The organism is Pseudomonas abieticivorans (genome assembly GCF_023509015.1).
Taxonomy (GTDB): domain Bacteria; phylum Pseudomonadota; class Gammaproteobacteria; order Pseudomonadales; family Pseudomonadaceae; genus Aquipseudomonas; species Aquipseudomonas abieticivorans.
This window is the reverse complement of sequence record NZ_CP094975.1, coordinates 3330077-3354472: the sequence shown is the minus strand read 5'-3', so window position 1 is coordinate 3354472 and position 24396 is coordinate 3330077. Positions and strand designations below refer to the sequence as shown.

Genomic DNA, 24396 nt, shown 5'->3' with positions numbered 1-24396 from the left:
TAGTAAACACCTGCCCCGCCGAGATGGCGTGGGCATGGGAAAATAATGGGGGCACAGGCGCCGGTTTCAATATCAGGCCAGATGAAACTTAGTTCAGCTTGCCGCCCCAGCCGGTGGTTGGACCGGCCTGCGTCATCGGCTAAAGTGTCGTCCTGCTTTTCATGGCGATACCAACCGATGACCCCGTTTAGCGTCCTGCGCGACTCGTTGTACTTTTTCCGCCGCCACCTGTGGGCGATCCTGCAACTGTGCCTGCCGCTGGTGGTGCTCGAATCCGTCAGCAAGCAGGTGGTGGACCACGTTGTCGGCGTGGACGGTTCTCCTGTCTATGACATCGTCACAGGGCTACTGTTCTACCCGCTGTACACCGCCGCGCTGATCCTGTTCCTGGATGCGCGCAGCGACGGCTATTCGCCGCGCACCCGCGACCTGCTGGCCATGGCCGTGCGCCTGTGGCCGATGTTTGCGCTGCTGGCGGCCATGAGCACCATCCTGATCATGCTGGGCGTGTCGATGTTCGTGTTGCCAGGGCTGTGGGTGATGGTCAAGCTGGTGTTTTCCGAATACCTGCTGGTGCTGCGCGGCTACACGCCCATGGCGGCGATGACCGAGAGCTTTCGCATGAGCCAGGGGCATTTCTGGCGCATCCTGACCTGCGTGCTCGGCGCGCTGGTGCCGCTGTGGGCCATCGACCTGCTGAGCGGGGTGATCTGGCCAGAGCCTGGCAACCTGCTGTCGCTGTTGCTGGACAGCCTCAATGGCTTCCTGCAACTGTTCACCAGCGTGGTGCTGTACCGCCTGTACATGCTATTCATGGACAAGGCGCCCACCAGCCAGGTGCAATGACGTGGGCGCGCGGCTCGCACTCGGTTATGCTCGGGCAACCCACGCAAAGCCATAAGCCGAGCCGATGACCCGACGACTGCGCAACACCCTGCTGGTACTGCTGATCCTGGCCGCTCTGCTTTGGGTGCTGGTCTACAACCTGACCTGGCACCCCGAGCCACGCGAGCAGCAAACGCAATTGTGCAACGCCCCGGCGCCCACGCTTATACCTGGCCAGGCCCTCAAGGTGATGACCTGGAACGTGCAGTACCTGGCCGGCAAACGCTATGTGTTCTGGTACGACCTGGCCGACAACAGCGGCCCGGACGAGCGCCCTACCCCGCAAGACCTGGCGTACAACCTGGACGAAGTGGCCCGGGTGATCCGCGCCGAAGAGCCCGACGTGGTGCTGCTGCAAGAACTCGACGAAGGCGCCAAGAGCACCGATTACCAGGACCAACTGGCGCTGCTGCGCGAGCGGGTGATCGACCTGTACCCCTGCGCCGCCCAAGCGTTCGAGTGGAAGGCTGACTTTATCCCCAGCCGGCATATCTTCGGCAGCGTCGGCCGCAAGCTGGTCACCCTCAGCCGCTTCCAGATCAAACAGGCCGAGCGCCTGCAATTGCCCCAGGCGCCAGGTAACCCGCTGCAAACGCCCTTCGAACCCAAGCGCGCCTTGCTCACCAGCTACCTGCCGCTGCGTGACGGCGGCCAATTGGCCGTGCTCAACACCCAGCTGGACCGCTACCACCCCGGCCGCGACACCCAACGCCAACAGCTCGAGCTGATCGCCTGGCAGGTAGACACGCTTGAAGGCCAGGGTACCCCGTGGATCATCGGCGGCGACTTCAACGCCCTGCCGCTGGGCCAGTACCGCCGCCTGACGCCAGCCGACCAGGCCAGCTTCTCGCCCGACAGCGACCTGCACCTGCTGTGGGACCGCTACCCGATGATCCCCAGCAACAGCGAAGCCGGCGGCGTGGACCGCGAAGACTGGTTTACCCACTACCCCAACGACCCCGCCGTGCAGGGGCCGGTGCGCACCCTGGACTATTTGCTGTACAGCCCGCGGATCAAGCGGGTGCAGGCGCAGGTAAGGCAGGAGGATACGCTGGAAATTTCCGACCATTTGCCGCTGGTAGCGCGGTTTTTGTTGCCTTCGCCGCCTGCCACGCCCTGACCTGGGCGGTGCTCTTTTCGAGGATTATCCGCGAAGGCCGCACTGCGGCGGCGGCCTTTTCGCGGATCAATCCGCTTGTATCTGCAGAGGTGGTTAGACTTTGAGGTGAGAGCGGTGAGTAGCAAGCTGTTAATCCGTTGTGCTTGAAGCACGTGTAGGAGCAAAGCTGCTACCCACCTCTTCACTCTGGCGATAAAGCCCGAACAGTTGAACGAGCACCACTCGAATACAAGCGTGGGCCACGCCAGAGCGCTCTCACTCACAAGTGTAGGAGGGTCTGGCCATGTTGTCTTGGATTGGGATCGACGTTGCAAAAGCTAGCCTTGAAATTGGGATCAAGCCTCAAGGCATCACTTTCACTACTTCAAACGACAACGAGGGCCTAGCCCAGCTAGAGACTTGTCTTGGCCAACTTGAGGTCGGGCGAATTTTAATGGAGGCGACCGGCGGATACGAAAAGCTGGCCCTGCGCACGCTTCAGAAGGCTGGTCACAACGCCGTTTGTATCAATCCTGTTCGGGCTCGCCAGTTCGCAGAGGCGATGGGCAAAAGAGCTAAAACGGACAAGATTGATGCAATGGTCTTAGCCGACTTCGCATCGAAAATCGACGATTGTCCTAGCCAGGCATCGACTCCGGAGCGCGATGAGCTCAGGGAGCTGGTCAAGCAGCGTGATCGGTTCGTCCAGCAGCGTGATGACAATAAGCGTCGGCTCAAGCAAGCCAACTCGGCGGTGGTCATCGCCAATTTCAACCAGCACATTAAGCACTTGCGCGAGTTGATCAAACAGCTGGACAAGGTAATCAAGCAAGCCACGAAAAGCGTGGACTCCGACAGAGCGAAGCAACTGATGTCGGTAAAAGGCGTCGGCCCTGTCACAGTGGCAAGCTTGCTGTGCTACTTGCCAGAGCTTGGCTCACTGGACCGACGTGAGATAGCGGCCCTGGTCGGTGTGGCGCCCTATAACAACGACAGCGGCAACCGCTCTGGGCCGCGAAGTATCTGGGGTGGCCGAGCAAAAATGCGACGAGTTCTATACATGGCGTGCTGGGCTGCCATCCTGAGCAACCCGGAATTCAAAATGCGCTATAGCACGTTATGCGCGCGCGGAAAGTGCTCTAAAGTCGCTGTAGTAGCCTGTATGCGAGTATTTATCGTGAGGCTCAACGCGATGGTCAGGGATGGCACGGCCTGGAAGGCACAAGCGGCATGAAAGACTTGATCGCACTGCAAAGCAAGGCTTTGCAGTGCGATCAAAATTTAAGGCGGAAGACAGTTGCTCCTACAGGCGCATTTTTACCCCTGTAGGAGCGGATTCATCCGCGAAAAAGACCCCGCGCTACAGGCTACTTACGCGGTTTGATCCGAGCCGTCGCCTCCGCCACCAAGGGGTCATCCGGCCAATAATGCTTGGGGTAGCGCCCCTTCAGGTCCTTCTTCACCTCGGCATAGGTGGTACGCCAGAAGTTGGCCAGGTCCTGGGTGACCTGCACCGGCCTCCGGGCCGGGGACAGCAGGTGCAACTTCACTTCCAACCGGCCATTGGCAATGCGTGGAGTTTGCGCCAGGCCGAACAACTCTTGCAGGCGCACGGCCAGAATCGGTGGCTGCTCGGTGTAGTCCAGGCGGATCGAGGAGCCGGATGGCACGCTGAGGTGCTGCGGCGCCCATTCGTCCAGACGCTGCGGCAACGGCCACGGCAAGGCGTTGCGCAGGATCGAGGAGAAGTCCAGGTTGGCAAAATGGCTGAGCCGGGTGACTTTGCCCAGATAGGGCTGCAGCCAGTCTTCCAGGGTGTCGAGCAGGGCCTCGTTGCTCACCTCGGGCCATTCGCTTTTACCTTGGCTGGCCATGTCCAGTTCGCGCAGCAACATGACCCGGGCCTGCCATTGGCGCAGTTCCGGAGTCCAGGGCAACAGTTCAAGGCCCTTGCGCCGCACCAGGCCGAGCAAGGCCTGCGCACGCGCCGACTCGTCGAGCCCGGTCAAGGGCTCACGGCTCAGGATCAGTTCGCCCACTTTGCGCTGCCGTTCGGCGCGAAGCACGCCCTCGCGCTCGTCCCAGTCCAGCAAGTCCAGGTTGCGCACCTGCTCGGCAAGCACCGTATCGAACAACTGCGGGTCGAAATCGCTGGCCAGGTAGATACGCTCTTCGCGCTGGCCTTGGCGGCTGCCCAGGTCGGCGATAACGATCCAAGGGTTTTTCATCAAGGCATCGGCTTCGCCGAACAGCGCTGCCCGGCCATTCGCCAGTCGATACTCGGCGCCACCTTCGCGCCGCTGCTGGGCGACGCGGTCGGGATAAGCCAGTGCCAACAGGGCGCCGAGCCAGCGCGGATGGTCCGGGTCGGCCACGGGGCTGCTGGCGTTGCCGCGCAGGTAGCCACGATATTGCCGGGCCAACTGGCGGACCCGTTGCACGCCACCTTGGCCGCCACGCTGGGCTTTTTGCTCCCCCGACACCAAGCCGAGCCGGCTGTGCAGGTCGGCGCCGGCGCCGCGCAGGATGTCACGCTCGCCCAACAGCGCGGCGACGTCACACGCAAGCTCTGCCAGGCCGAAGGAATGGCCACGCAGCAGCAGGTGCGCAATGCGCGGGTGCGCTGGCAACTGCGCCATGCGTTGGCCGTGCTCGGTCAGGCTCACCGCCTTGGCGTCGCTGACGGCGCCCAGGCGCACCAGCAAATCCAGTGCTTGGCCATAGGCCGCAGTGGGAGGCAGGTCCAGCCAACTGAGCTGGCCGGGCGTCACGCCCCAACGGGTCAGTTGCAACGCCAGCCCGGCCAGATCAGCCTGCAGGATTTCGGCAGCGCCGTAGGCGGCCAACTGATCATGCTGGGCCTCGGACCACAGCCGATAACATACGCCTGGCTCCAGCCGCCCTGCCCGGCCGGCCCGTTGGGTCGCACTGGCACGGGAGATACGCTGGGTATCCAGGCGGGTCATGCCGTTGCCCGGATCGAAACGCGGCACCCGCGCAAGGCCGGCATCCACCACCACGCGCACGCCATCGATGGTCAGGCTGGTTTCGGCGATGTTGGTGGCCAGCACGATCTTGCGCTTGCCCACTGGTGCCGGGTCGATGGCCGCACGCTGCGCCGCTAGGTCCAGTTCGCCGTGCAAGGGGCAAAGCAGGATGTCTGCGCGCGCGCCCAGTGCCTCGCCCAATTGCTGGTGCACACGGCGGATCTCGGCTTGGCCGGGCAGGAACACCAGCACGCTACCGGTTTCGTCGTTGACCGCTTCCAGCACGGCCTGCACCACCCGTGGCTCGATGTATTCGCCCACCTGGAACGGCCGGCCCCAGCGCATCGCCACCGGGTACATGCGGCCTTCGCTGCGCACCACCGGGGCGTCATTCAGCAGGCTGGACAGGCGTTCGCCCTCCAGGGTGGCCGACATCAGCAAAATCTTCAGCGGCGGATCATCACGCAACAACTCGCGGCCATTAAGGCTTAATGCCAACGCCAGGTCGGCGTCCAGGCTGCGCTCGTGGAATTCGTCGAAAATGACCAGCCCCACGCCATCCAGCGCCGGGTCATCCTGCAAGCGCCGGGTGAGGATGCCCTCGGTCACTACTTCGATGCGGGTATTGGGCCCCACGCGGCTTTCCAACCGGATGCGATAGCCCACGGTTTCGCCGACCTTTTCACCCAACTCGCTGGCCAGCCGCTCGGCCGCTGCGCGCGCGGCCAGGCGCCTTGGTTCGAGCATCAGAATGGTCTGCCCGGCCAGCCACGGCTCATCCAGCAGCGCCAGCGGCACGCGGGTGGTCTTGCCCGCGCCGGGCGGGGCTTCGAGGACGGCTTCGTGGCGCGCCGCAAGGGCCTGGCGCAAGGCCGGGACGACGGCATCAATCGGCAATGAAATCATGGTGGCTCCCAAACAGGCCGAGCAGTATAACGGCGAACCCTGCGTTCATATTCATGGTCTTAACTGTGAGTGCGGGCGCTTTGCCTTGTATAGTTGTGGCCTTCCTGTCTGGAGTTCTTCATGCGCATCCCTTCCCGTGTAATCGGTGGCGTCGTGGTCGCTGCCCTGCTGACCCAACTGACCGCCTGCGGCACCCTGTTCTGGCCTGATCGTCGCGGCCAGATCGACGGCAAGATCGACCCGGTGATCGCCGTGCTCGACGCGGTCGGCATCTTGTTTTACGTGATCCCCGGCCTGATCGCCTTCGGCGTCGACTTCGCCACCGGCGCCATCTACTTGCCAGGCGGCAGCACGGCGCAAGTGGCCCCGGAAAAACTCAATGAAGCCATCACCGCCGACGGCAAGGTCGACAAGGCCAAGCTGCAAGCCATCCTGCAATCGGAACTGGGCAAGAACCTGCCCCTCAACGACCCACGCCTGATCCAGCATCGCGGCAGCGTCGAGCAACTGGCGATGTACGGCTTCAAGCCCGCGGCATAAGGGATTCCATGGCCAACTCCGAGCGACACCTCAAGCTGTTGCGCCTGGCGACCCGCGCGTCGCTGGGCGTGGCCACTGTGCTGATCATTGCCAAGGCCATTGCCTGGTGGCTGAGCGGCTCGGTCAGCCTGCTAGCCGGCCTGACCGACTCGATACTGGATGGCGCCACCTCGTTCCTCAACCTGCTGGCGGTGCATTACGCGCTGCGCCCAGCCGACGAGGACCACCGTTATGGCCACGGCAAGGCCGAAGCGCTGGCAGGCATGGCCCAGGCACTGTTTATCGGCGCCAGTGCGGTGATCATCGCCTACCAAGCCTTCGAACGGCTGCATAACCCGCAGCCTATCGGCGAAGCGGGCGTGGGCATCGCGGTAATGATCCTGTCGCTGGTGCTCACGGCCGGGCTGCTGACGATTCAGTTCAAGGTGATCCGCGAAACTGGCTCCACGGCCATTCGCGCCGACTCGCTGCACTACCGTTCCGACATGATGCTCAACGGCAGCATCCTGGTGGCGTTGGTGTTGGCCCGCTTTGGCTTTCCACAGACGGACGCGTTTTTCGGCTTGGGGATTTCCCTGTACATCCTTTGGAGCGCCATCCAGATCGCCCGGGAAAGTACCGCCATCCTGATGGACAAAGCACTGGACGTGGAAGTCAGCGAGCAGATGCTTGCCTTGGCCTGCAGCGTGCCGGGCGTACTCGGCGCCCATGACCTGCGCACGCGCATGTCCGGCACACACTGGTTCGTGCAGTTGCATCTGGAATTGCCGGGTGACCTGACCCTGACCGCCGCGCACGCCCTGTGCGACCAAGTGGAAGCGGCCATCAAGGCCGAGTTCCCGCGGGCCGAGGTGCTGGTGCACGCCGACCCGCAGGAACTGGTGAAAGCGAGCCGCGAACGGGCTCAGCCGATCAATTGACCTGGTAACCACGCCCGCTCAGGCACGAGGCCGTGGCGTTGCGAAAGCTTGCCACCACCGAGGGGTCCGGGGCGTAAGTGGCCGATGCCGGGTCGAAGTGGGTTTGCTCGACCGCCCAGCGGTAGCAGTCGTAGCGGTCTTGCTGGACTTGTTCAGGGCTTTGGCCATACGCCGGATACGAGGCCACGTCATACGGGCTGGCCTGCTGTTCCTGCTGTTGCACCTGTACCGGTTGCTGCGGCGGGTTGACGACCACGTAATCCTGACTGTCGTCCTGCCACTGGTAGTAACTGCCGGCGGCCACAAAGAACAGCGCGCCACCAATCCACATCTCTTGGGCGTAGTCGGGAATGTAGCGGGTACGGATGCCATAAGGCGGCGTCACCACTTCATAGCGGGTGCCCAGCGGGCGATACCAGTAGCCACCTGAATAGAAAAAGTCCTGGCCACGGTACGGCACACGATATTCCTGGCCGGGGAAGCGTTCGATCATTTGCCCTGGGCGATAACGCGGGCCACCCCCCCAACCGTTGCCATGCCCATCAGGGCGGCCCGGCCAACGGTGATCATCGGGGCGACCACCGGCTTGCCAGTTGTTATGGCCGCCGTTCTGCGGGCGTAGGTCCTGATAGTTGCCACGGATCGGCTCCTGGGTCTGGCGCACGGTGTCTGGCCGCGGCTGGATCGGGGGCTGATTTACGTGCTCGGGCTGGTGATATTGGTTCTGTGGAAACTGGTTCTGCTGGGGCTGCTGTTGACGGTATTGGTTCTGCGGGAATTGATTGGGTTGCACGCGATTCTGCTGCGGCGCACGATTTTCCTGCGGGGGGGCACGGTTTGCCGACGGCGTGCGGTTGTCTTGCTGCGGTGCACGGTTCTGCTGGCCACCGCCATGCTCCCCGTTATGCTGGCCACCTTGCGGGCCATGTTGCTCGCCCCGTTGTTGTTCTTGCTGACTGTTAGGCCCTTCAGCCAAGGTCTGGGCGCTGACGCCCAAACAGAGCAAACCAACACCTGCCAAACGCCAGATGCGCGACTTCATGCTTATCCTCACGGGGTTAGGGCGTATACGTATACGTAAGACTTAAAAAACCGATTTCGGTTCTGGTACAAGTCTATCAGTCCGTCTGAAACAGGTATCGGCGGCACCTGGGCTTTTCTGCAGGCATAAAAAATGCACCTGCAGTACACCCAAGGCAGTCAATACCTCTCCACCAGACTGCGGCACGTTGCAGCAAATGTGGGAGCAAGCTTGCTTGCGATAGGCCGCGCGGGCGGCCGGTGGTGGCCGTTATTGAGTCGCCAGCCCATCGCAAGCAAGGCTTGCTCCCACATTGGTAAGAGCGGAGTTAAGCCAAAAAAAATGCACCTGCAGTACACCCAAGGCAGTCAATACCTCTCCACCAGACTGCGGCACGTTGCAGCAAATGTGGGAGCAAGCTTGCTTGCGATAGGCCGCGCGGGCGGCCGGTGGTGGCCGTTATTGAGTCGCCAGCCCATCGCAAGCAAGGCTTGCTCCCACATTGGTAAGAGCGGAGTTAAGCCAAAAAAAAAGGAGGCCCGTCGGCCCCCTCTATCGAACTTCGTCCGTGCGCAACGCTTTTGACGTTGGCTCACCTCACGCCGTCTTCTGGACAGTGTGTAACCCGGGGGCCGCCTCAACCCTGTGGGGAGGAGTGGCCGCAGCTTGCCTGCTTGGGTCTAGCTGCAGTGGACTCATGTCCGGGTAGTGATTCTGGGTATAAGAATAGGCCGCAATGGACGACGAAGGATTGCGAAGATTGCTCAATCAATCATCACTTGCGCAATTTTTAACTTCGGATAGATAATTTACCGCAATAGAAACGACAAAGGCCTGAAACGTGAGCAAACTAGACCGCTATGACCTGAGTATTCTTGCCGAATTGCAGCGCGATGCGCGCATTTCCAACCAGGAACTGGCCGAACGCATCGGCCTGTCGCCCTCGCCTTGCTCACGGCGGGTCAAGCAACTGGAAGATGACGGCTACATCACCCGCCAGGTGGCCCTGCTGGACCGCAAGATGCTCGGCTTGAGCCTGACGGCCTACGTGCACATCGGCATGGACCGACACACGCCCGAACGCTTCGAGAATTTCGAGCAGGCCATTCGCAGCCTGCCCCAGGTGCTGGAATGCAGCCTGGTGACCGGCATGGAGGCCGACTACCAGCTCAAGGTGGTGGTGCCCGACATGGACCATTATCAAAAACTGCTGCTCGGCCACCTGACCCGTATCGAGGGCGTAACCAGCGTACGCTCAAGCTTCGTGCTCAACCAGGTGCTGGCCAGCACCGAGTTGCCGTTGACGCATCTGCGTACCTGACAGGAGAACGACATGGACCCAGGCGTATTCGAAGAATGGATGATGACCATCCTGGTGACCGTGCTGATCGGCTTCATGGGCTTTATCGTCTGGGACTTGGCGAAAAAGTCCAAAGCCGGTCGGTTTGGCACGATGATCTTGTTTGCGGTGCTGGGGTTGGGGATTCTCGCGTTCGTGATCAAGAGCGTGGTGATTGCGGTGCTTGAGGGGCGATCGGGGTGAGGGCTGGCAGCTACAACTTCGCAGCCACTTCCTTCCACTGCCCCTGATCCAGCCCCTCGATGCTCCACTCGCCGATCCTGACCCGCACCAGCCGCAGCGTCGGCAAACCCACCGCCGCCGTCATGCGCCGCACCTGGCGGTTGCGGCCTTCCTTGATCACCAGCTCCAGCCAGTAGGTGGGGATGTTCTTGCGAAAGCGCACCGGTGGGTTGCGCGGCCACAACTCAGGCTCTTCCAGGCGGCGAGCCTCGGCGGGCAGGGTCATGCCGTCGTTCAGTTCTACGCCCTGGCGCAGGCGCTGCAACTGCTCTTCGCCAGGCTCACCTTCCACCTGCACCCAGTAGGTTTTGGCCAGCTTGTGCTTGGGGTCGGCGATGCGTGCCTGCAACTGGCCGTCATTGGTCAGCAGCAACAAGCCTTCGCTGTCGCGATCCAGGCGCCCGGCTGGGTACACGCCGGGCACGTCGATGTAATCCTTGAGGGTAGCGCGCCCGTCACCATCGCTGAACTGGGTGAGCACGTCGAATGGCTTGTTGAACAGGATCAAGCGTGGCGCGGCCGGCGGCGCCTTGGCGACACGGCGCGGGGCAGCGGGTTTGCGGTGGGAGGTACGCGGAGGTAGGGACATGGCCAACAAACAATTCAAACCGGCAGGGCCGCCTATGCTAGAGGGCCCTGCCGGTTTGAGCAAACCTCAACGGAACGGCGGTTCGTCGAAGCTGCGCAGTTTGCGCGAGTGCAGCGAGTTGAGCTGGTTACGCAGCAGGTCCAGGGCCGCGATCCCGATGTTCAAGTGCTGGCTGACCGCACGGTTGTAGAACGCGTTGGCCGAGCCCGGCAGTTTGATCTCGCTGTGCAGCGGCTTGTCGGACACGCACAGCAAAGTGCCGTAAGGCACACGCAGGCGGTAACCTTGGGCGGCGATGGTGCCGCTTTCCATGTCCACGGCCACGGCGCGCGACAGGTTGATCAACGGCCGCTCCTGCGCCCAGCGCAGCTCCCAGTTACGGTCGTCATAGGTCAATACGGTGCCGGTGCGCAGGCGTTTTTTCAGCTCGTCGCCACGCTCGCCGGTGACCTGCGCCGCCGCTTCCTGCAACGCCAGCTGCACCTCGGCCAATGCCGGAATCGGGATGTTGGGTGGCAGCACGCGGTCGAGAATGCCGTCCTGGCGCATGTAGGCGTGGGCCAACACGTAGTCGCCGATGGTTTGCGACTGACGCAGGCCGCCGCAGTGGCCGATCATCAGCCAGCAGTGCGGGCGCAGCACCGCCAGGTGGTCGGTGATGTTTTTGGCGTTGGAGGGGCCTACGCCGATGTTCACCAGCGTTACGCCGTGACCGTCTTCGGCGATCAGGTGGTAGGCCGGCATCTGGTAACGGTGCCACACAACGCCTGCAGCCAGTGCCTGGGCTTCATCGTGGCTCATGGCTTTGTCGATGATGACGTTGCCCGGCATGACCATGCGCACGAAGCGCGGGTCATTCTGCAGCTGCTCCAGGCCATGCATCACGAACTGATCGACATAGCGGTGGTAGTTGGTCAGCAGAATCCATGGCTGCACGTGGCGCCAGTCGCTGCCGGTGTAATGCACCAGGCGGCGCAGCGAGAAGTCGACGCGCGCCGCGTCGAACAGCGCCAAGGGCAGCGGGTCGACGTTCGCCCAATCGTACAGGCCGTCGGCGATACCGTCGGTGGCCGCCGACAGGTCGGTACTGGGGAATACCCGCGCCAGCGCAGCCGCGGTCACGCCGGTGCCGGCCAGCTCGTCGCCTTGCTCCACCACGTAGGGGTACGGGATGTTCTGTTCACTGACGCCCACTTCCACCACCACGGTGAAGTCGCTCATCAGCGGCTTGAGCTGTTCGAGCAGGTAGTTGCGAAACGCCGCCGGGTGGGTGACGGTGACGCTGTAAGTGCCCGGCAACTGCACCTTGGCGTAGGCGCGGGTGATGGTCGGCACTTCGCCCTGCACGCGATAGGTCAGGCGCAGTTCGGGGTAACGGAACGTCACGCGTTGCGCGGCGTCGGGTTCGGTGCGGTCCTTGAGGTAGCGCTTCAACGCCTGGCTCAAGGCAGTAGTGGCCCGTTCATGTAAGGCCGCGAGCCGGTCAACGGCTTCCTCGGCAGACTCTACAACTACAAATGCATCGGCTGTACTGGTCACGGTGAACTTCCTGTCTGACTCTTGCAGAGCTCCATCTTGCCTGTATCCCGGCGCAAAGGCACGTGTGTTTAAGGCCAGGCGGGCGTGGAGCGCAGCACCAGCGCCTCTACATCAAGGCCTCGCGGCAGGCCACCATATACACGGCCAGAGCCGCTCAGGCGGCTTTCGATGAAGGCATCGCTGACGGTCGCGTTGCCACCTTCAAGCAGCAGTTTGGCTTGCAGCCCCAAGGCGATGTCTTCGGTGAGTTGGCGGGCGCGGTACTGGATGTCGGTGCTGTCCTTGAGGTCGGCCTTGAGCTGCTGGATGTGCGCGGCCAGGCGCCGGTCGCCGTGGCCATCGCCCAGCTCCGCGAACAAGGCATCGAGCACACCAGGCTCCTTGGACAGCGCGCGCAATACGTCCAGGCATTGCACATTGCCCGAGCCTTCCCACGTGGAGTTCACCGGTGCCTCGCGATACAGGCGCGGCAGGATGCTGTCTTCGACATAGCCTGCGCCGCCCATGCATTCGGCAGCCTCGTTGATCATGGCGGGGGCACGCTTGCAGATCCAGTACTTGCCCACCGCCGTGACCAGCCGGGCAAAGTGCGCTTGCTGCTCATCGCCCGGGCAGTCCAACGCCAGGCCCATGCGCATGCTCAGGGCCAGTGCCGCTTCGCTTTCCAGCGCCAGGTCGGCGAGCACGTTCTGCATCAGTGGCTGGTCGGCCAAGCGCTTGCCACCCACCTGGCGATAGGCGCAGTGATGCGCGGCCTGGGTCAGGGCCTGGCGCATCAAGGCGCTCGAGCCGACCATGCAGTCGAAGCGGGTCATGGCGACCATCTCGATGATGGTCGGGACGCCCCGCCCCTCCTCGCCGATCATCCAGGCCAGGGCGCCGCGAAACTCCACTTCGCTGGAGGCATTGGAGCAGTTGCCCAGCTTGTTCTTGAGGCGCTGGATATAGAACTCGTTGCGAGTATCGTCTGGCCGATGGCGCGGCAGCAAAAAGCAACTGAGGCCCTTTTCAGTCTGCGCCAAGGTGAGAAAGGCATCGCACATGGGCGCCGAGCAGAACCACTTGTGGCCCACCAGTTCATAGGCCTGGCCTGGCCCCCCCGCGCCCACCGGGTAGGCACGGGTAGTATTGGCACGCACATCGGTGCCCCCCTGTTTTTCGGTCATGGCCATGCCCAGGGTCACTCCCCCTTTATGCGCCATGCCGACGTTGCGCGCATCGTAAGTGGTGGCCAGCACCTTGGGTAGCCAGCGCTCGGCCAGATCGGGCTGCAACTTGAGCGCCGGTACGCTGGCGAAGGTCATGGTCAGCGGGCAGCCGCTGCCAGCTTCGGCCTGGGTGTGCATATAGGTCATGGCCGCACGGGCTACGTGCGCGCCAGGCTGCGGATCAGTCCAGGGCAAGGAGGGCAAGCCGTGCTCGATGGCCGTGCGCATCAGCTCATGATAGGCAGGGTGAAATTCCACCAGGTCGATGCGATGGCCGTAACGGTCGTGGCTGCTGAACACCGGCTTGTTCTGGTTGGCCAGAAAACCCGCGGCCATGAGTGGGCCGCCCGCCAACGCACCGTAGGCGTCGATGCGTTTGTGTGCCCAGTCACCCTTGAAGTGGCCAGTCCACTGCTGCAAAGGCAGGTCGATGCGCCACAGATTGGCACCGTCCAGCGATGGCGGCTGGTTGCTCACCTCGTGGGTTTCGGCGAACTGATGCAGGTTCATGGGGGGCTCCTTCGACGGGCAGGTAAGTACCAGTGAAGCACGCCCCCATGGGCTTAAACAGTGGCATTTCGGCCTAAATGTCGGCGCTTTCGCCCTTGGCCGTGGTCAGTAACCAACCGTGCAGCACGGTTTGCAGGTCTTCAAACCGCACCGGCCGGCTCAACGCTTCGGTCATGCCGGCGGCGATGCAGCGCTCGCGCTCGCCGCGCTGGCCGCTGGCAACCACGGCCAGCACCGGCAGTTGCCCGCAACCTGGCAGCTCGCGCAGTTTGCGACAGGTGGCAAAGGCGTCGGTGAGCGGCATGTGGCAATCGAGCAGCACTGCGTCAAACTGTTCGCGACGCATCAGCTCTATCGCCGTAGTGCCATCTTCGGCGGTGCGCACGCGGTAGCCAAGCTTGAGCAACATGCCGCGCAGCACCAACTGGTTGACGGTATTGTCATCCACCAGCAATACCGTGCAGTCCTGAGCTGAGCGCCTTGAATTGAAACTGACCGGGCGCAGCAGCGGCTCTGGAGATTGCTGCCACTGGACGACGGTCAGCTTCACGGTCAGCTCAAAGCAACTGCCGCGGCCAGGCTCGGACTGGTGGTGCAAGTGCCCGCCGAGCAGCTCGGCCAACTGCCGACAAATCGCCAGGCCAATGCCCAGGCCGCCGTATTCTCGGGTCATCGAACCGTCGACCTGGAAGAATCGCTGATACAACACGTCATCCAGGTGGCTGAAGCCAATGCCGGTATCGCGCACCTGGAAGCTCAGCTCCTGGCTATCGCCCTGTGCGGGGCTGGCTTGCACCCGCAAGCTGACAGCGCCCTTGCGGGTGAACTTGATTGCGTTGTCCAGCAGGCAGCCCAGGCACAGGGCGAGCTTTTTGGAGTCACCCTGCAAGCGGTCAGGCAGGTTCGCATCGGTTTCCACCGAGAAGCTCAGGCCCTTGGCATGGGCTTGGCGCACGTACTGCATCTGCAGGCTGTCGAGCAGTGCCTGCAAGCCGAACGGCTCGTGCCGCGGGTAAAGCTTGCCGGCCTGCAGCTCGGTCAGGATGAGGATGTCATCGACCATGCGCATCATGTCCCGCGCAGAGCCTGCGGCAGTCTGCTGGTACTGCTCGAGCTCGGTGTCCATGGGCACCGTTTGCATCAGTTCCAGCGAGCCGATGACGCCATTCATGGGCGTGCGCAACTCATGGGTGACGGTCGCCAGGAACTCGTCTTTCAAGCGGTTGCTGTTAGCCAATTGCTGGTTCAGCAACTCCAGCTTCTGCCCGGCTTCCAATAAGGTTTGGGCCTGGTGCTCGCGCATGGTGTTGATGCGGTCGGCCAGCGCCAGCGACAGCAGGCCGACCTCCAGCGCCGAGCCGATCTGGCTGGCGTACATGGTGATGAAGACGTTCGGCAGGTAGCCCAGCACCATCAGCGTGTTGACGATGCCGCCCAGCAGGAACGCGGTCCAGGCGATCACGAAATAGCGCGCCAGGCGCAAGCCACGCCACCAGGCAATGATGCCCGCACTGAAGATCACCACGGTGAAGATCAACGCCAGCGCCGTGGCCAGGCGCAGTGCCAGCCCGTAGCTCGTGGCCAGCGACATCAGCATCACGATCGAGCCGCAGGCCATCAGGGCCATCAGCAGGCGATCCAGCCAGCGGGTGTGGTCGGCGGTTTGCAGGAAGCTGCGGGCAAACTGGCTGCCGAACAACGCCGAAGAGCCGATCAGAAATGGCGTGGCGGCGTTGGCCCACCAGGGGTTGTCGGGCCAGAAGTATTCGATGCCCGCGCCATTGACCGAGACCTGGTACAGGCCGAACGAGGCGATGTAGAGGATGTAATAAAGGTAGCTGGTGTCCCGCACGCTCAGGTAGATGAACAGGTTGTACACCAGCATCCCCAGCAGCACGCCATAGATCAGGCCCAGCACGTACAGCCGCGTGGGCTGCTCTTCGATATAGGCGGTGTACGACCATAGGTTCAGCGGCGCTTGCACCGAGCCTTCGCTGTGAATGCGCAAGTAGACGGTCTTGAGCTCGTACGCCGGGAAAGGGATGGCGAACAGGTAGTTGTTCTGCTTGATCTCGCGCACCGAGTACGGCAGCGAATCGCCGGTGCGCTGGGCCAGGGCGAAATTGCCGAGTTTGTCGGGCAGGTACAGCTCGATGCTGTCCATCGGCGGGTAGGCCAGTTCCAGCAGCCAACTGCGCGCGACCGAGGGGTCGTGCGGGGCATAGCGCAGGTCCAGGCGCAACCAGAATACCGAGCGCGAATAGCCCGCGTTGAGCACGGCTTCACGCTGGCGATGGAATTTGCCGGCCATGGCCGCAGAAGTGATCTGGCCAATCGTGGCGCTGCCGTCGACATCTTCGAACACTTGGGTAGAGTGCCCAAGCGAAAGGGTGCGGGTGGACTCGTCAAAGTCGACCGCGCAGGCCAGCATTGGGAGCAAGCCCACCAGCATTATCAGCAAATAGCGCATACAGCCCCAGCATGGCCCGTTGTGCCGCGTCGGGAAGCCCCCAATTCCCTGTGAGACGACGCTGGCCGACAGTGCCTGTTATCGGTTATCGAAGCACTCTAGCATAGCTTCCGAGGCCCGGTTAACGCCATTGAAAAAAAGCCTTTGAAGGCTCTAGCGCAGTACTTTCAGCTTATCCGTAATGAATAATACAGCGGCTTTGTATCAAAAAACATAAAATTGCCGGGCAACGCCGAAAAACTTGTTTGGTGGTAAGCTCGCGCACCATGAATATCTATAGCTCCCGCCCCGTTGTCCTCTGTCTCTCCGGCCACGACCCCAGTGGCGGTGCCGGCCTGCAGGCAGATATAGAAGCCCTGATCGCTCAAGGTTGCCATGCCGCCCCCGCGGTAACGGCCCTGACCGTACAGGACACCGTCAATGTCAGCGATTTTCGCGTGCTGGACCGCGAGTGGGTGATGGCCCAGGCCAACGCCGTGCTCAACGACTCGCCCGTGGCCGCCGTGAAACTGGGCATGCTTGGCTCGCTGGACATGGTCCAGACGGTGGTCGACCTGCTGAGCGCCCACCCGCACCTGCCGATGGTCTGCGACCCGGTACTGCGCGCCGGCGGCGGTGGCCGCCTGGGCAAGGACGAAGTGGGCTACGCCATGCGCGAACAGCTGCTGCCGCTGGCCATTATCGCCACCCCCAACCTGCCTGAAGCGCGCATCCTGGCCGAACTGCCCGAGGGCACTGCCGATCAATGCGCTGAAAAACTGCTGCCCTACTGCCGCAACCTGCTGATCACTGGCGGGCACGGCGACGAAGTCGAGATCCACAACCGCCTGTACAGCCGCGACGGCCGCCGCCAAACCTTTACCTGCCAGCGCCTGCCCGGCAGCTATCATGGTTCTGGATGCACCCTGGCCAGTGCTTTGGCCGGTCGCCTGGCCCTGGGCGAGCACCTGGACAGCGCCGTGCAGTCGGCCCTCAATTACACGTGGCGCACCCTGCGTGATGCCGAACAGCTGGGCAAGGGCCAATACGTCCCGCGTCGCTTGCCGCTGGATTTCTGCCAGTAATACCGGCCTGAGGTTTGACCATGAAATTACGTGGCTTGTATGCCATTACCGACAGCCAACTGTTGGCCGGCAAGTTCCTGGACTACGTCAAGGCTGCGCTGGACGGCGGCATCGTGCTGCTGCAATACCGCGACAAGAGCAGCGACGAAGGCCGCCGCCTGCGCGAGGCCGATGCCCTGCTCAAACTGTGCGAAGGCTATAAAACCCAACTGATCATCAACGATGACGCCGACCTGGCTGCCCGCCTGGGCGTTGGCGTGCACCTGGGCCAGACCGACGGCCCGCTGGCCCAGGCCCGCGCCCTGCGCAGCCGCCAAACCATCATCGGCGCCACCTGCCACGCCAGTATCGAGTTGGCCGAGCAGGCCGCCCGCGAAGGCGCCAGCTACGTCGCCTTCGGCGCCTTCTACAGTTCCAGTACCAAACCCAATGCCGCCCCGGCCAGCCTAACGCTGCTGGAGCAGGCCCGCAGCCGCCTGAAGCTGCCGATCTGCGCGATCGGCGGGATTACCCTGGACAACGCCCCGGCGTTGATCGAGCGTGGCGCCGACCTGCTGGCCGTGGTGCATACCCTGTTCGGTGCCGACAGCGCCCAGGAAGTGACCCGCCGCGCGCGGGCCTTCAACGCCCTGTTCACACCTGCCTGATTCCGATTCAAGAGAGCCCATCATGTCTCGTTCCGAAACGCTGTTTGCCAATGCCCAGAAACACATCCCCGGCGGTGTGAACTCCCCTGTTCGCGCTTTCAAGAGCGTCGGCGGCACCCCGCTGTTTTTCAAGCACGCGGCCGGCGCCTATGTCACCGACGAAGATGACAAGCGCTACGTGGACTACGTTGGCTCGTGGGGCCCGATGATCCTTGGCCACAGCCACCCGGACGTGCTCGACGCGGTGCGCAAGCAGTTGGAACACGGCTTGTCCTACGGCGCACCTACCGAGATGGAAACCCAGATGGCCGATCTGGTGTGCTCGATCGTGCCGTCCATGGAAATGGTGCGCATGGTCAGCTCCGGCACCGAAGCCACCATGAGCGCCATTCGCCTGGCCCGTGGTTTCACTGGCCGCGACAGCATCATCAAATTCGAAGGCTGCTACCACGGCCACTCCGACAGCCTGCTGGTGAAAGCCGGCTCCGGCGCCCTAACCCTGGGCGTGCCAAGCTCCCCTGGCGTGCCGGCAGCCTTTGCCAAGCACACCCTCACCCTGCCCTTCAACGACATCGCTGCCGTGGAGCAAATGCTCGCCGAAGTGGGCACGGAAGTGGCCTGCATCATCGTTGAACCGGTGGCCGGCAACATGAACTGCGTGCCGCCAGCACCCGGATTCCTGGAAGGCCTGCGTACCCTGTGCGACAAACACGGCGTCGTGCTGATTTTTGACGAAGTGATGACGGGCTTTCGCGTGGCCCTGGGTGGCGCCCAGGCGCATTACGGCGTAACGCCGGACCTGAGCACCTTTGGCAAAATCATCGGTGGCGGCATGCCAGTCGGGTGTTTCGGCGGCAAGCGCGAAATCATGTCGCACATCGCCCCGCTGGGCCCGGTGTACCAGGCTGGCACCTTGTCGGGCAACCCGTTGGCCATGGCCGCCGGCCTGACCACCCTGAAGCTGATCAGTCGCCCGGGCTTCCACGCCGAGCTGACCGAGTACACCACCCGACTGCTCGACGGCCTGCAACAACTGGCCGATGCCGCCGGCATCCCGTTCGTGACCACCCAGGCAGGCGGCATGTTCGGCCTGTACTTCAGTGGCGCCGACGACATCGTCACCTTCGAAGACGTGATGAGCAGCGATGCCGACCGCTTCAAGCGCTTCTTCCACTTGATGCTCGAAGGTGGCGTTTACTTGGCGCCGAGTGCCTTCGAAGCCGGCTTTACCTCGATTGCCCATGGCGATGCTGAGCTGAAGATCACCTTGGATGCGGCCGAAAAAGCCTTCGCCGCCCTCAAATAACCCTCACCTGCTCTTGTAGGGGCGGATTTGTCCGCGAAAAGAACGCCATCGTCTTTACTGATGCAACAGTGGTGCTCTTTTCACGGATAAATCCGCCCCTACGGTTACCCCGTTCGGCATTCGATTTCCCAAAGCGCAGAAAAACGAGTAAAGACTTTGTAACGACGGCCTTTGTTATTTCATAATGTGCCACCCGTAGTTTCTTCTGGTCGGGTCCGCCCGCATCTTGCAGAGGTAAGTCGATCCCCATGAACCGCACCGGCCGCGCCCTTGCCTTGGGCTGCCTGTTGCTTCTTCAACCGCTGCTGGCAACTGCAGGCGGTAACTCGTTGTTGATCCCAGCGATGGGTCGCTGCACCCTCAATACTCAGCCGCAAGACCTGCCACAGGCACTCGCCTCGTGCCAACAGGCGGCCAAGTCCGGGGATGCGCAAGCGCAATATGAGTTGGGGCAGTATTACTACGACGGCAAGAATGCCCCGCGCGATCTTACCCAGGCCCTCAATTATTTCGAGCAAGCTTCGCTGCAAGGCCAAGCCGACGCGCAATATCACCTGGGCGTGATGTTCTTCCATGGCGAAGGCGTACCTGCCAACAAGATCCAGGCCTACATTGTGCTGAAGATGGCTGCGGTCAACGGCAATGAAGATGCGCTGGATATCGCCGACGAAGTGTCTGAACAAATGCAGCGCGACGAACTGGAAACCGCCACTCAAGTGCTCGGCCAGATCTTCCGCAAATATCTGCAAGAGCTGCAAACAGCTGACGGGCGCTCGCCCTTCTCGCCCCTGCCTTGATACTGGCGTGGCGGCCTTGCGCCACCACGCCCCCTGCTATTGTTTACTTGTCGGGCATTGGCATCGGAAACGGCATCACATTACTGGTGCCGCGGGCTTCGCTGATTTTTGGCGTGCCCAGGCGTTCGACTTCGTCGATACGCACGATCGAATGCATCGGCACGAAGCTGCGCACCACGCCTTCGAATTGAGCCTTGAGCTTTTCTTCGCTCGGGTCGACCACGACCTGGGTACGTTCGCCAAAGACGAACTCCTCCACTTCAAGAAACCCCCAGAGGTCGCTCTGGTAGATTTGCTTGGCATACATCTCGAAAACCTGGCCCTGGTTGAGAAAAATCACTTTGTAGATTGGCGCTTCGCGTTTGGTCATCTGGGCGGGTAACAGTCGGGGAATGTGAAGAGGGCGAAAACTATAGCATAGCCGCCAGATGAGCAACGCTAGGAACCCTGAGCGATGGCCCCTATAATGCTCGGTTCTTTGAACCCGCTGAAGAACCCCCATGGCCAAGAAGCTTTATATCGAAACCCACGGTTGCCAAATGAACGAGTACGACAGCTCGCGCATGGTCGACCTGCTGGGCGAACACCAGGCCATGGAAGTGACCGCGCGCGCCGAAGACGCCGACGTGATCCTGCTTAACACCTGCTCGATCCGCGAACGAGCCCAGGACCGGGTGTACTCGCAACTGGGCCGCTGGCGCGAACTGAAGCTGGAAAAACCCGACATGGTGATCGCCGTGGGCGGCTGCGTGGCCAGCCAGGAAGGCGAGGCCATCCGTATTCGCGCCCCTTACGTGGACGTGGTGTTCGGCCCGCAAACCCTGCACCGCCTGCCAGAAATGATCGACGCGGCGCGCACCACAAAATTGCCCCAGGTGGACATCTCCTTCCCCGAGATCGAGAAGTTCGACCACCTGCCCGAGCCACGCATCGACGGCCCTACCGCCTACGTGTCGGTGATGGAGGGCTGCAGCAAGTACTGCACTTTCTGCGTGGTGCCCTACACCCGCGGCCCGGAAGTGAGCCGGCCGTTCGATGACGTGCTCACCGAGGTCATCCACCTGGCCGAAAACGGCGTTCGCGAAGTGACCCTGCTGGGGCAGAACGTCAACGGCTATCGCGGCTTGACCCACGACGGCCGCCTGGCAGACCTGGCCGAGTTGATCCGCGTGGTCGCCACGGTGGACGGCATCGACCGCATCCGCTACACCACCTCGCACCCGCTGGAGTTCTCCGACAGCCTGATCCAGGCCCACGCCGAAGTGCCAGAGTTGGTCAAACACCTGCACCTGCCGGTGCAATCGGGCTCTGACCGGGTGCTGGCGGCGATGAAGCGCAACCACACGGTGCTGGAATACAAATCCAAGCTGCGCAAGCTCAAGGCCGCCGTGCCAGGCATTTGCATCAGCTCGGACTTCATCGTCGGCTTCCCCGGCGAAACCGAGAAAGATTTCGAAAACACCATGAAGCTGGTGGCCGACGTGGGCTTCGACTTCTCCTACTCGTTCGTCTACAGCCAGCGCCCGGGCACCCCGGCGGCGGACCTTGCCGACGACACCCCGGAGGCCTTGAAGAAGCAACGGCTGGAGGCCCTGCAGCATCGCCTCAACCAGCAAGGCTTCGAGATCAGCCGACAAATGGTTGGCAGCACCCAGCGCATCCTGGTCACCGACTACTCGCGCAAAGACCCAGGCGAACTGCAGGGCCGCACCGAGAACAACCGCATCGTCAACTTCCAGTGCGCCGACCCTAAGTTGATCGGCCAATTCGTCGATGTGCACATTGGCGAGGCACGCCCGCATTCGCTGCGCGGCACCCTGATCCAGTAGCCCTGCATTTAACCGCTCTTGCAGGAGCGGATTGTGCTGGTTAGACCACTGGTTATTTAAGGCCTTTCGCAGGTCGGCCACTGGGGTTATCCTTGAGACCATCTTAATTGCCGTCGGGCGGCTTAAAACGACCTTGAACGCACCCATAGAACCTCATCGCTTCACACTCGAGCCCTTCGAGGCTCGCCGCTTCGCCAATCTGTGCGGGCAATTCGACGAGCATTTGCGCTTGATCGAACAGCGCCTGGAAATCGAGATCCGCAACCGCGGCAATCAGTTCGAGCTGATTGGCGAACCCCAGACCACCTCCTCTGCCGAGCAACTGCTGCGTCGCCTTTATCGCGAAACGAAGGGCACCGAGCTGTCGCCGGACATGGTCCACCTGTTCCTGCAGGAATCGGCCGTGCAGGAGCTGGACAACCCAGCCTCCAACGAAGTGCCGGTGTCGCTGCGTACCCGCAAGGGCATGATTCGCCCGCGCGGCCTGAACCAGCAGCGCTACGTCAAAGAGATCCTGGGCAACGACATCAACTTCGGCATCGGCCCAGCCGGCACCGGCAAGACCTACCTGGCCGTTGCCTGCGCGGTAGACGCGCTGGAGCGCGAACAGGTGCGGCGCATTCTATTGGTGCGCCCGGCGGTCGAAGCGGGCGAAAAGCTCGGCTTCCTGCCTGGCGACCTGGCCCAGAAGATCGACCCGTACCTGCGCCCGCTGTACGACGCCCTGTACGAGATGCTCGGCTTCGAGCACGTGGCCAAGCTGATCGAGCGCCAAGTGATCGAGATCGCCCCGCTGGCGTACATGCGCGGCCGCACGCTGAACAACAGCTTCATCATCCTCGACGAAAGCCAGAACACTACCGTCGAGCAGATGAAGATGTTCCTGACGCGCATTGGCTTTGGCTCCACCGCCGTGATCACCGGTGACATCACCCAGGTCGACTTGCCCAAGGGCACCAAGTCGGGCCTGGCCCATGTCATCGACGTGCTCGATGGCGTGCCCGGCATCAGTTTCACCCACTTCAAGCCCAAAGACGTGGTGCGCCACCCGCTGGTGCAGCGCATCGTCGAAGCCTATGAGCGCTTCGAGGCACGGGCGGTGGAAGACAACAGCCCGCGAGGCAACCGCCACAATGGTTGAGCTCGATCTGCAACTGGCTACCCAAGCGCCTGTACCTGATGAAGCCGAGTTTCGCCGCTGGTGCGAGCTGGCCCTGCGCCAACGCAAGGGCGATTCGGAGCTGACCATCCGTCTGGTGGATGAAGCCGAAGGCCGTGAACTGAATCACACCTACCGCCACAAGGACTACGCCACCAACGTGCTGTCGTTCGAGGCCGACGTGCCCGACGACATGCTCGACATTCCCCTGCTGGGGGACCTGGTGATTTGCGTGGCCGTGGTGCAGCGCGAGGCGGTCGAACAAGGCAAGGCCCTGGAAGCGCATTGGGCGCACTTGGTCATCCATGGTTGCTTGCATCTCCTGGGCTACGATCACATCGATGATGATGAAGCCGAGGAAATGGAAGCGCTGGAACGAACGTTGCTTGACGAACTGGGTCACCCGGACCCCTACGCCGACGACGAAACCGAATTCCCCATCAAAGCATTTGGCAAGGATCACGAGTAAAGGGCTATGAGCGAAGACCGATCGAGCAACGGGCAAAAGAGTTGGCTGGGTAAAATCACCCAAGCTTTTGCCCACGAGCCGAAAAACCGCCAGGAGCTGCTGGAGCTCCTGCGCGAAGCCCACCAGAACAAGCTGCTCGACAGCGAAGCGCTGACCATTGTCGAAGGTGCCATTCAGGTTGCCGACCTGCAGGTGCGTGACATCATGGTCCCGCGCTCGCAGATGATCAGCATCAAGTCGACCCAGACCCCACGCGAATTCCTGCCGGCAGTGATCGATGCGGCGCACTCGCGCTACCCGGTGATCGGCGAGAGCCATGACGACGTCATGGGCGTGTTGTTGGCCAAGGACCTGTTGCCACTGATCCTCAAGGAGAACGGCGACAGTTTCAACATCAAGGACTTGCTGCGCCCGGCCACCTTCGTGCCCGAATCCAAGCGCCTGAACGTGCTGCTGCGCGAATTTCGCGCCAACCACAACCACATGGCCATCGTCATCGACGAATATGGCGGCGTGGCAGGCCTGGTGACCATCGAAGACGTGCTGGAGCAGATTGTCGGCGACATCGAGGATGAGCACGATGTCGAGGAAGACAGCTACATCAAGCCCCTGCCCAGCGGCGATTTCCTGGTCAAGGCGCTGACGCCCATCGAGAACTTCAACGAGTTCTTTGACAGCGAGTTCTCCGACGACGAGTTCGACACCGTCGGCGGCCTGGTGATGAATGCCTTCGGCCACCTGCCCAAGCGTAACGAGACCACTGAAATCGGTGCTTACCGATTCCGCGTTCTCAACGCCGACAGCCGCCGGATACACTTGCTGCGCCTGACCCCCATTTCCCGATAAGCAAGACGTTTTTAAGGACAAAG

At 62.2% G+C, this 24396-nt stretch carries 22 protein-coding genes; 15 read left to right on the top strand and 7 right to left on the bottom strand.

Annotation, left to right across the window (positions count from 1 at the left end; all coding sequences use genetic code 11):
- Window positions 1–177: 177 nt before the first annotated feature.
- From L9B60_RS15355 to L9B60_RS15345, 3 genes are all read left to right on the top strand, one after another.
- On the top strand, window positions 178–846 hold the full coding sequence (locus tag L9B60_RS15355) for a hypothetical protein (protein WP_249679622.1): 669 nt from the start codon (window positions 178–180) through the stop codon (window positions 844–846).
- A 64-nt stretch (window positions 847–910) separates the two neighbouring features.
- Window positions 911–2005, top strand: a complete 1095-nt coding sequence (locus tag L9B60_RS15350) for an endonuclease/exonuclease/phosphatase family protein (RefSeq protein WP_249679621.1) — start codon at window positions 911–913, stop codon at window positions 2003–2005.
- 283 nt (window positions 2006–2288) lie between these two features.
- The gene (locus L9B60_RS15345) at window positions 2289–3218 is read left to right on the top strand and encodes an IS110 family RNA-guided transposase (protein WP_249677685.1); all 930 of its coding nucleotides are present in this window, start codon (window positions 2289–2291) and stop codon (window positions 3216–3218) included.
- 133 nt (window positions 3219–3351) lie between these two features.
- Here the strand turns inward: L9B60_RS15345 and hrpB are convergent, their stop codons facing one another.
- Window positions 3352–5877, bottom strand: a complete 2526-nt coding sequence (gene hrpB / locus L9B60_RS15340; protein WP_249679620.1) for an ATP-dependent helicase HrpB — start codon at window positions 5875–5877, stop codon at window positions 3352–3354.
- A gap of 120 nt (window positions 5878–5997) precedes the next feature.
- On the opposite strand from hrpB, the gene pmcY reads away from it, so the two are divergent.
- Both pmcY and L9B60_RS15330 read left to right on the top strand, forming a co-directional pair.
- Complete coding sequence (gene pmcY / locus L9B60_RS15335) at window positions 5998–6417, top strand: periplasmic Zn2+ metallochaperone PmcY (RefSeq protein ID WP_249679619.1); 420 nt, start codon at window positions 5998–6000, stop codon at window positions 6415–6417.
- An 8-nt stretch (window positions 6418–6425) separates the two neighbouring features.
- Window positions 6426–7337, top strand: a complete 912-nt coding sequence (locus tag L9B60_RS15330; RefSeq protein ID WP_249679618.1) for a cation diffusion facilitator family transporter — start codon at window positions 6426–6428, stop codon at window positions 7335–7337.
- Here the strand turns inward: L9B60_RS15330 and L9B60_RS15325 are convergent.
- On the bottom strand, window positions 7330–8379 hold the full coding sequence (locus tag L9B60_RS15325; RefSeq protein WP_249679617.1) for a DUF6515 family protein: 1050 nt from the start codon (window positions 8377–8379) through the stop codon (window positions 7330–7332). The genes L9B60_RS15330 and L9B60_RS15325 overlap by 8 nt on opposite strands.
- A gap of 820 nt (window positions 8380–9199) precedes the next feature.
- Between L9B60_RS15325 and L9B60_RS15320 the strand changes: the two genes are divergently transcribed.
- Together L9B60_RS15320 and L9B60_RS15315 are read left to right on the top strand one after the other, a co-directional pair.
- A complete protein-coding gene (locus tag L9B60_RS15320; protein ID WP_249679616.1) occupies window positions 9200–9679 on the top strand; it encodes an Lrp/AsnC family transcriptional regulator in 480 nt (159 codons plus the stop codon).
- 12 nt (window positions 9680–9691) lie between these two features.
- Window positions 9692–9901: a DUF2788 domain-containing protein gene (locus L9B60_RS15315; protein WP_249679615.1), complete on the top strand. Its 210-nt coding sequence runs from the start codon at window positions 9692–9694 to the stop codon at window positions 9899–9901.
- Between the two features lie 10 nt (window positions 9902–9911).
- Here the strand turns inward: L9B60_RS15315 and L9B60_RS15310 are convergent, their stop codons facing one another.
- The 4 genes from L9B60_RS15310 to L9B60_RS15295 form a co-directional block, all read right to left on the bottom strand.
- Window positions 9912–10529: a pseudouridine synthase gene (locus L9B60_RS15310; RefSeq protein WP_249679614.1), complete on the bottom strand. Its 618-nt coding sequence runs from the start codon at window positions 10527–10529 to the stop codon at window positions 9912–9914.
- A gap of 66 nt (window positions 10530–10595) precedes the next feature.
- A complete protein-coding gene (gene amn, locus L9B60_RS15305; protein ID WP_249679747.1) occupies window positions 10596–12095 on the bottom strand; it encodes an AMP nucleosidase in 1500 nt (499 codons plus the stop codon).
- A gap of 41 nt (window positions 12096–12136) precedes the next feature.
- Window positions 12137–13786: an acyl-CoA dehydrogenase family protein gene (locus L9B60_RS15300; protein WP_249679613.1), complete on the bottom strand. Its 1650-nt coding sequence runs from the start codon at window positions 13784–13786 to the stop codon at window positions 12137–12139.
- Between the two features lie 73 nt (window positions 13787–13859).
- Window positions 13860–16256 (bottom strand): hybrid sensor histidine kinase/response regulator, encoded by a 2397-nt coding sequence (locus L9B60_RS15295; RefSeq protein WP_249679612.1) that lies wholly within the window; start codon window positions 16254–16256, stop codon window positions 13860–13862.
- Between the two features lie 266 nt (window positions 16257–16522).
- On the opposite strand from L9B60_RS15295, the gene L9B60_RS15290 reads away from it, so the two are divergent.
- From L9B60_RS15290 to L9B60_RS15275, 4 genes are all read left to right on the top strand, one after another.
- Entirely contained in the window at window positions 16523–17320 is a 798-nt protein-coding gene (locus L9B60_RS15290; RefSeq protein WP_249679611.1) for a hydroxymethylpyrimidine/phosphomethylpyrimidine kinase, read from the top strand.
- A 20-nt stretch (window positions 17321–17340) separates the two neighbouring features.
- A complete protein-coding gene (gene thiE, locus L9B60_RS15285) occupies window positions 17341–17967 on the top strand; it encodes a thiamine phosphate synthase (protein WP_249679610.1) in 627 nt (208 codons plus the stop codon).
- A 22-nt stretch (window positions 17968–17989) separates the two neighbouring features.
- Entirely contained in the window at window positions 17990–19273 is a 1284-nt protein-coding gene (gene hemL, locus L9B60_RS15280; RefSeq protein WP_249679609.1) for a glutamate-1-semialdehyde 2,1-aminomutase, read from the top strand.
- Between the two features lie 248 nt (window positions 19274–19521).
- Window positions 19522–20070, top strand: a complete 549-nt coding sequence (locus tag L9B60_RS15275) for a tetratricopeptide repeat protein (protein ID WP_249679608.1) — start codon at window positions 19522–19524, stop codon at window positions 20068–20070.
- 43 nt (window positions 20071–20113) lie between these two features.
- On the opposite strand, the gene L9B60_RS15270 is transcribed toward L9B60_RS15275, so the two are convergent.
- Entirely contained in the window at window positions 20114–20440 is a 327-nt protein-coding gene (locus tag L9B60_RS15270) for a DUF1820 family protein (protein ID WP_249679607.1), read from the bottom strand.
- 130 nt (window positions 20441–20570) lie between these two features.
- On the opposite strand from L9B60_RS15270, the gene miaB reads away from it, so the two are divergent.
- From miaB to L9B60_RS15250, 4 genes are all read left to right on the top strand, one after another.
- Window positions 20571–21899: a tRNA (N6-isopentenyl adenosine(37)-C2)-methylthiotransferase MiaB gene (gene miaB, locus L9B60_RS15265; RefSeq protein WP_249679606.1), complete on the top strand. Its 1329-nt coding sequence runs from the start codon at window positions 20571–20573 to the stop codon at window positions 21897–21899.
- Window positions 21900–22032: 133 nt separating this feature from the next.
- The gene (locus tag L9B60_RS15260) at window positions 22033–23040 is read left to right on the top strand and encodes a PhoH family protein (RefSeq protein ID WP_249679605.1); all 1008 of its coding nucleotides are present in this window, start codon (window positions 22033–22035) and stop codon (window positions 23038–23040) included.
- A complete protein-coding gene (ybeY, locus tag L9B60_RS15255; protein WP_249679604.1) occupies window positions 23033–23527 on the top strand; it encodes an rRNA maturation RNase YbeY in 495 nt (164 codons plus the stop codon). Before L9B60_RS15260 ends, ybeY begins: the two co-directional genes overlap by 8 nt.
- A 6-nt stretch (window positions 23528–23533) precedes the next feature.
- Window positions 23534–24373, top strand: coding sequence for a CorC family transporter (locus L9B60_RS15250; RefSeq protein ID WP_249679603.1), 840 nt, complete (start codon window positions 23534–23536; stop codon window positions 24371–24373).
- Window positions 24374–24396 lie beyond the last annotated feature (23 nt).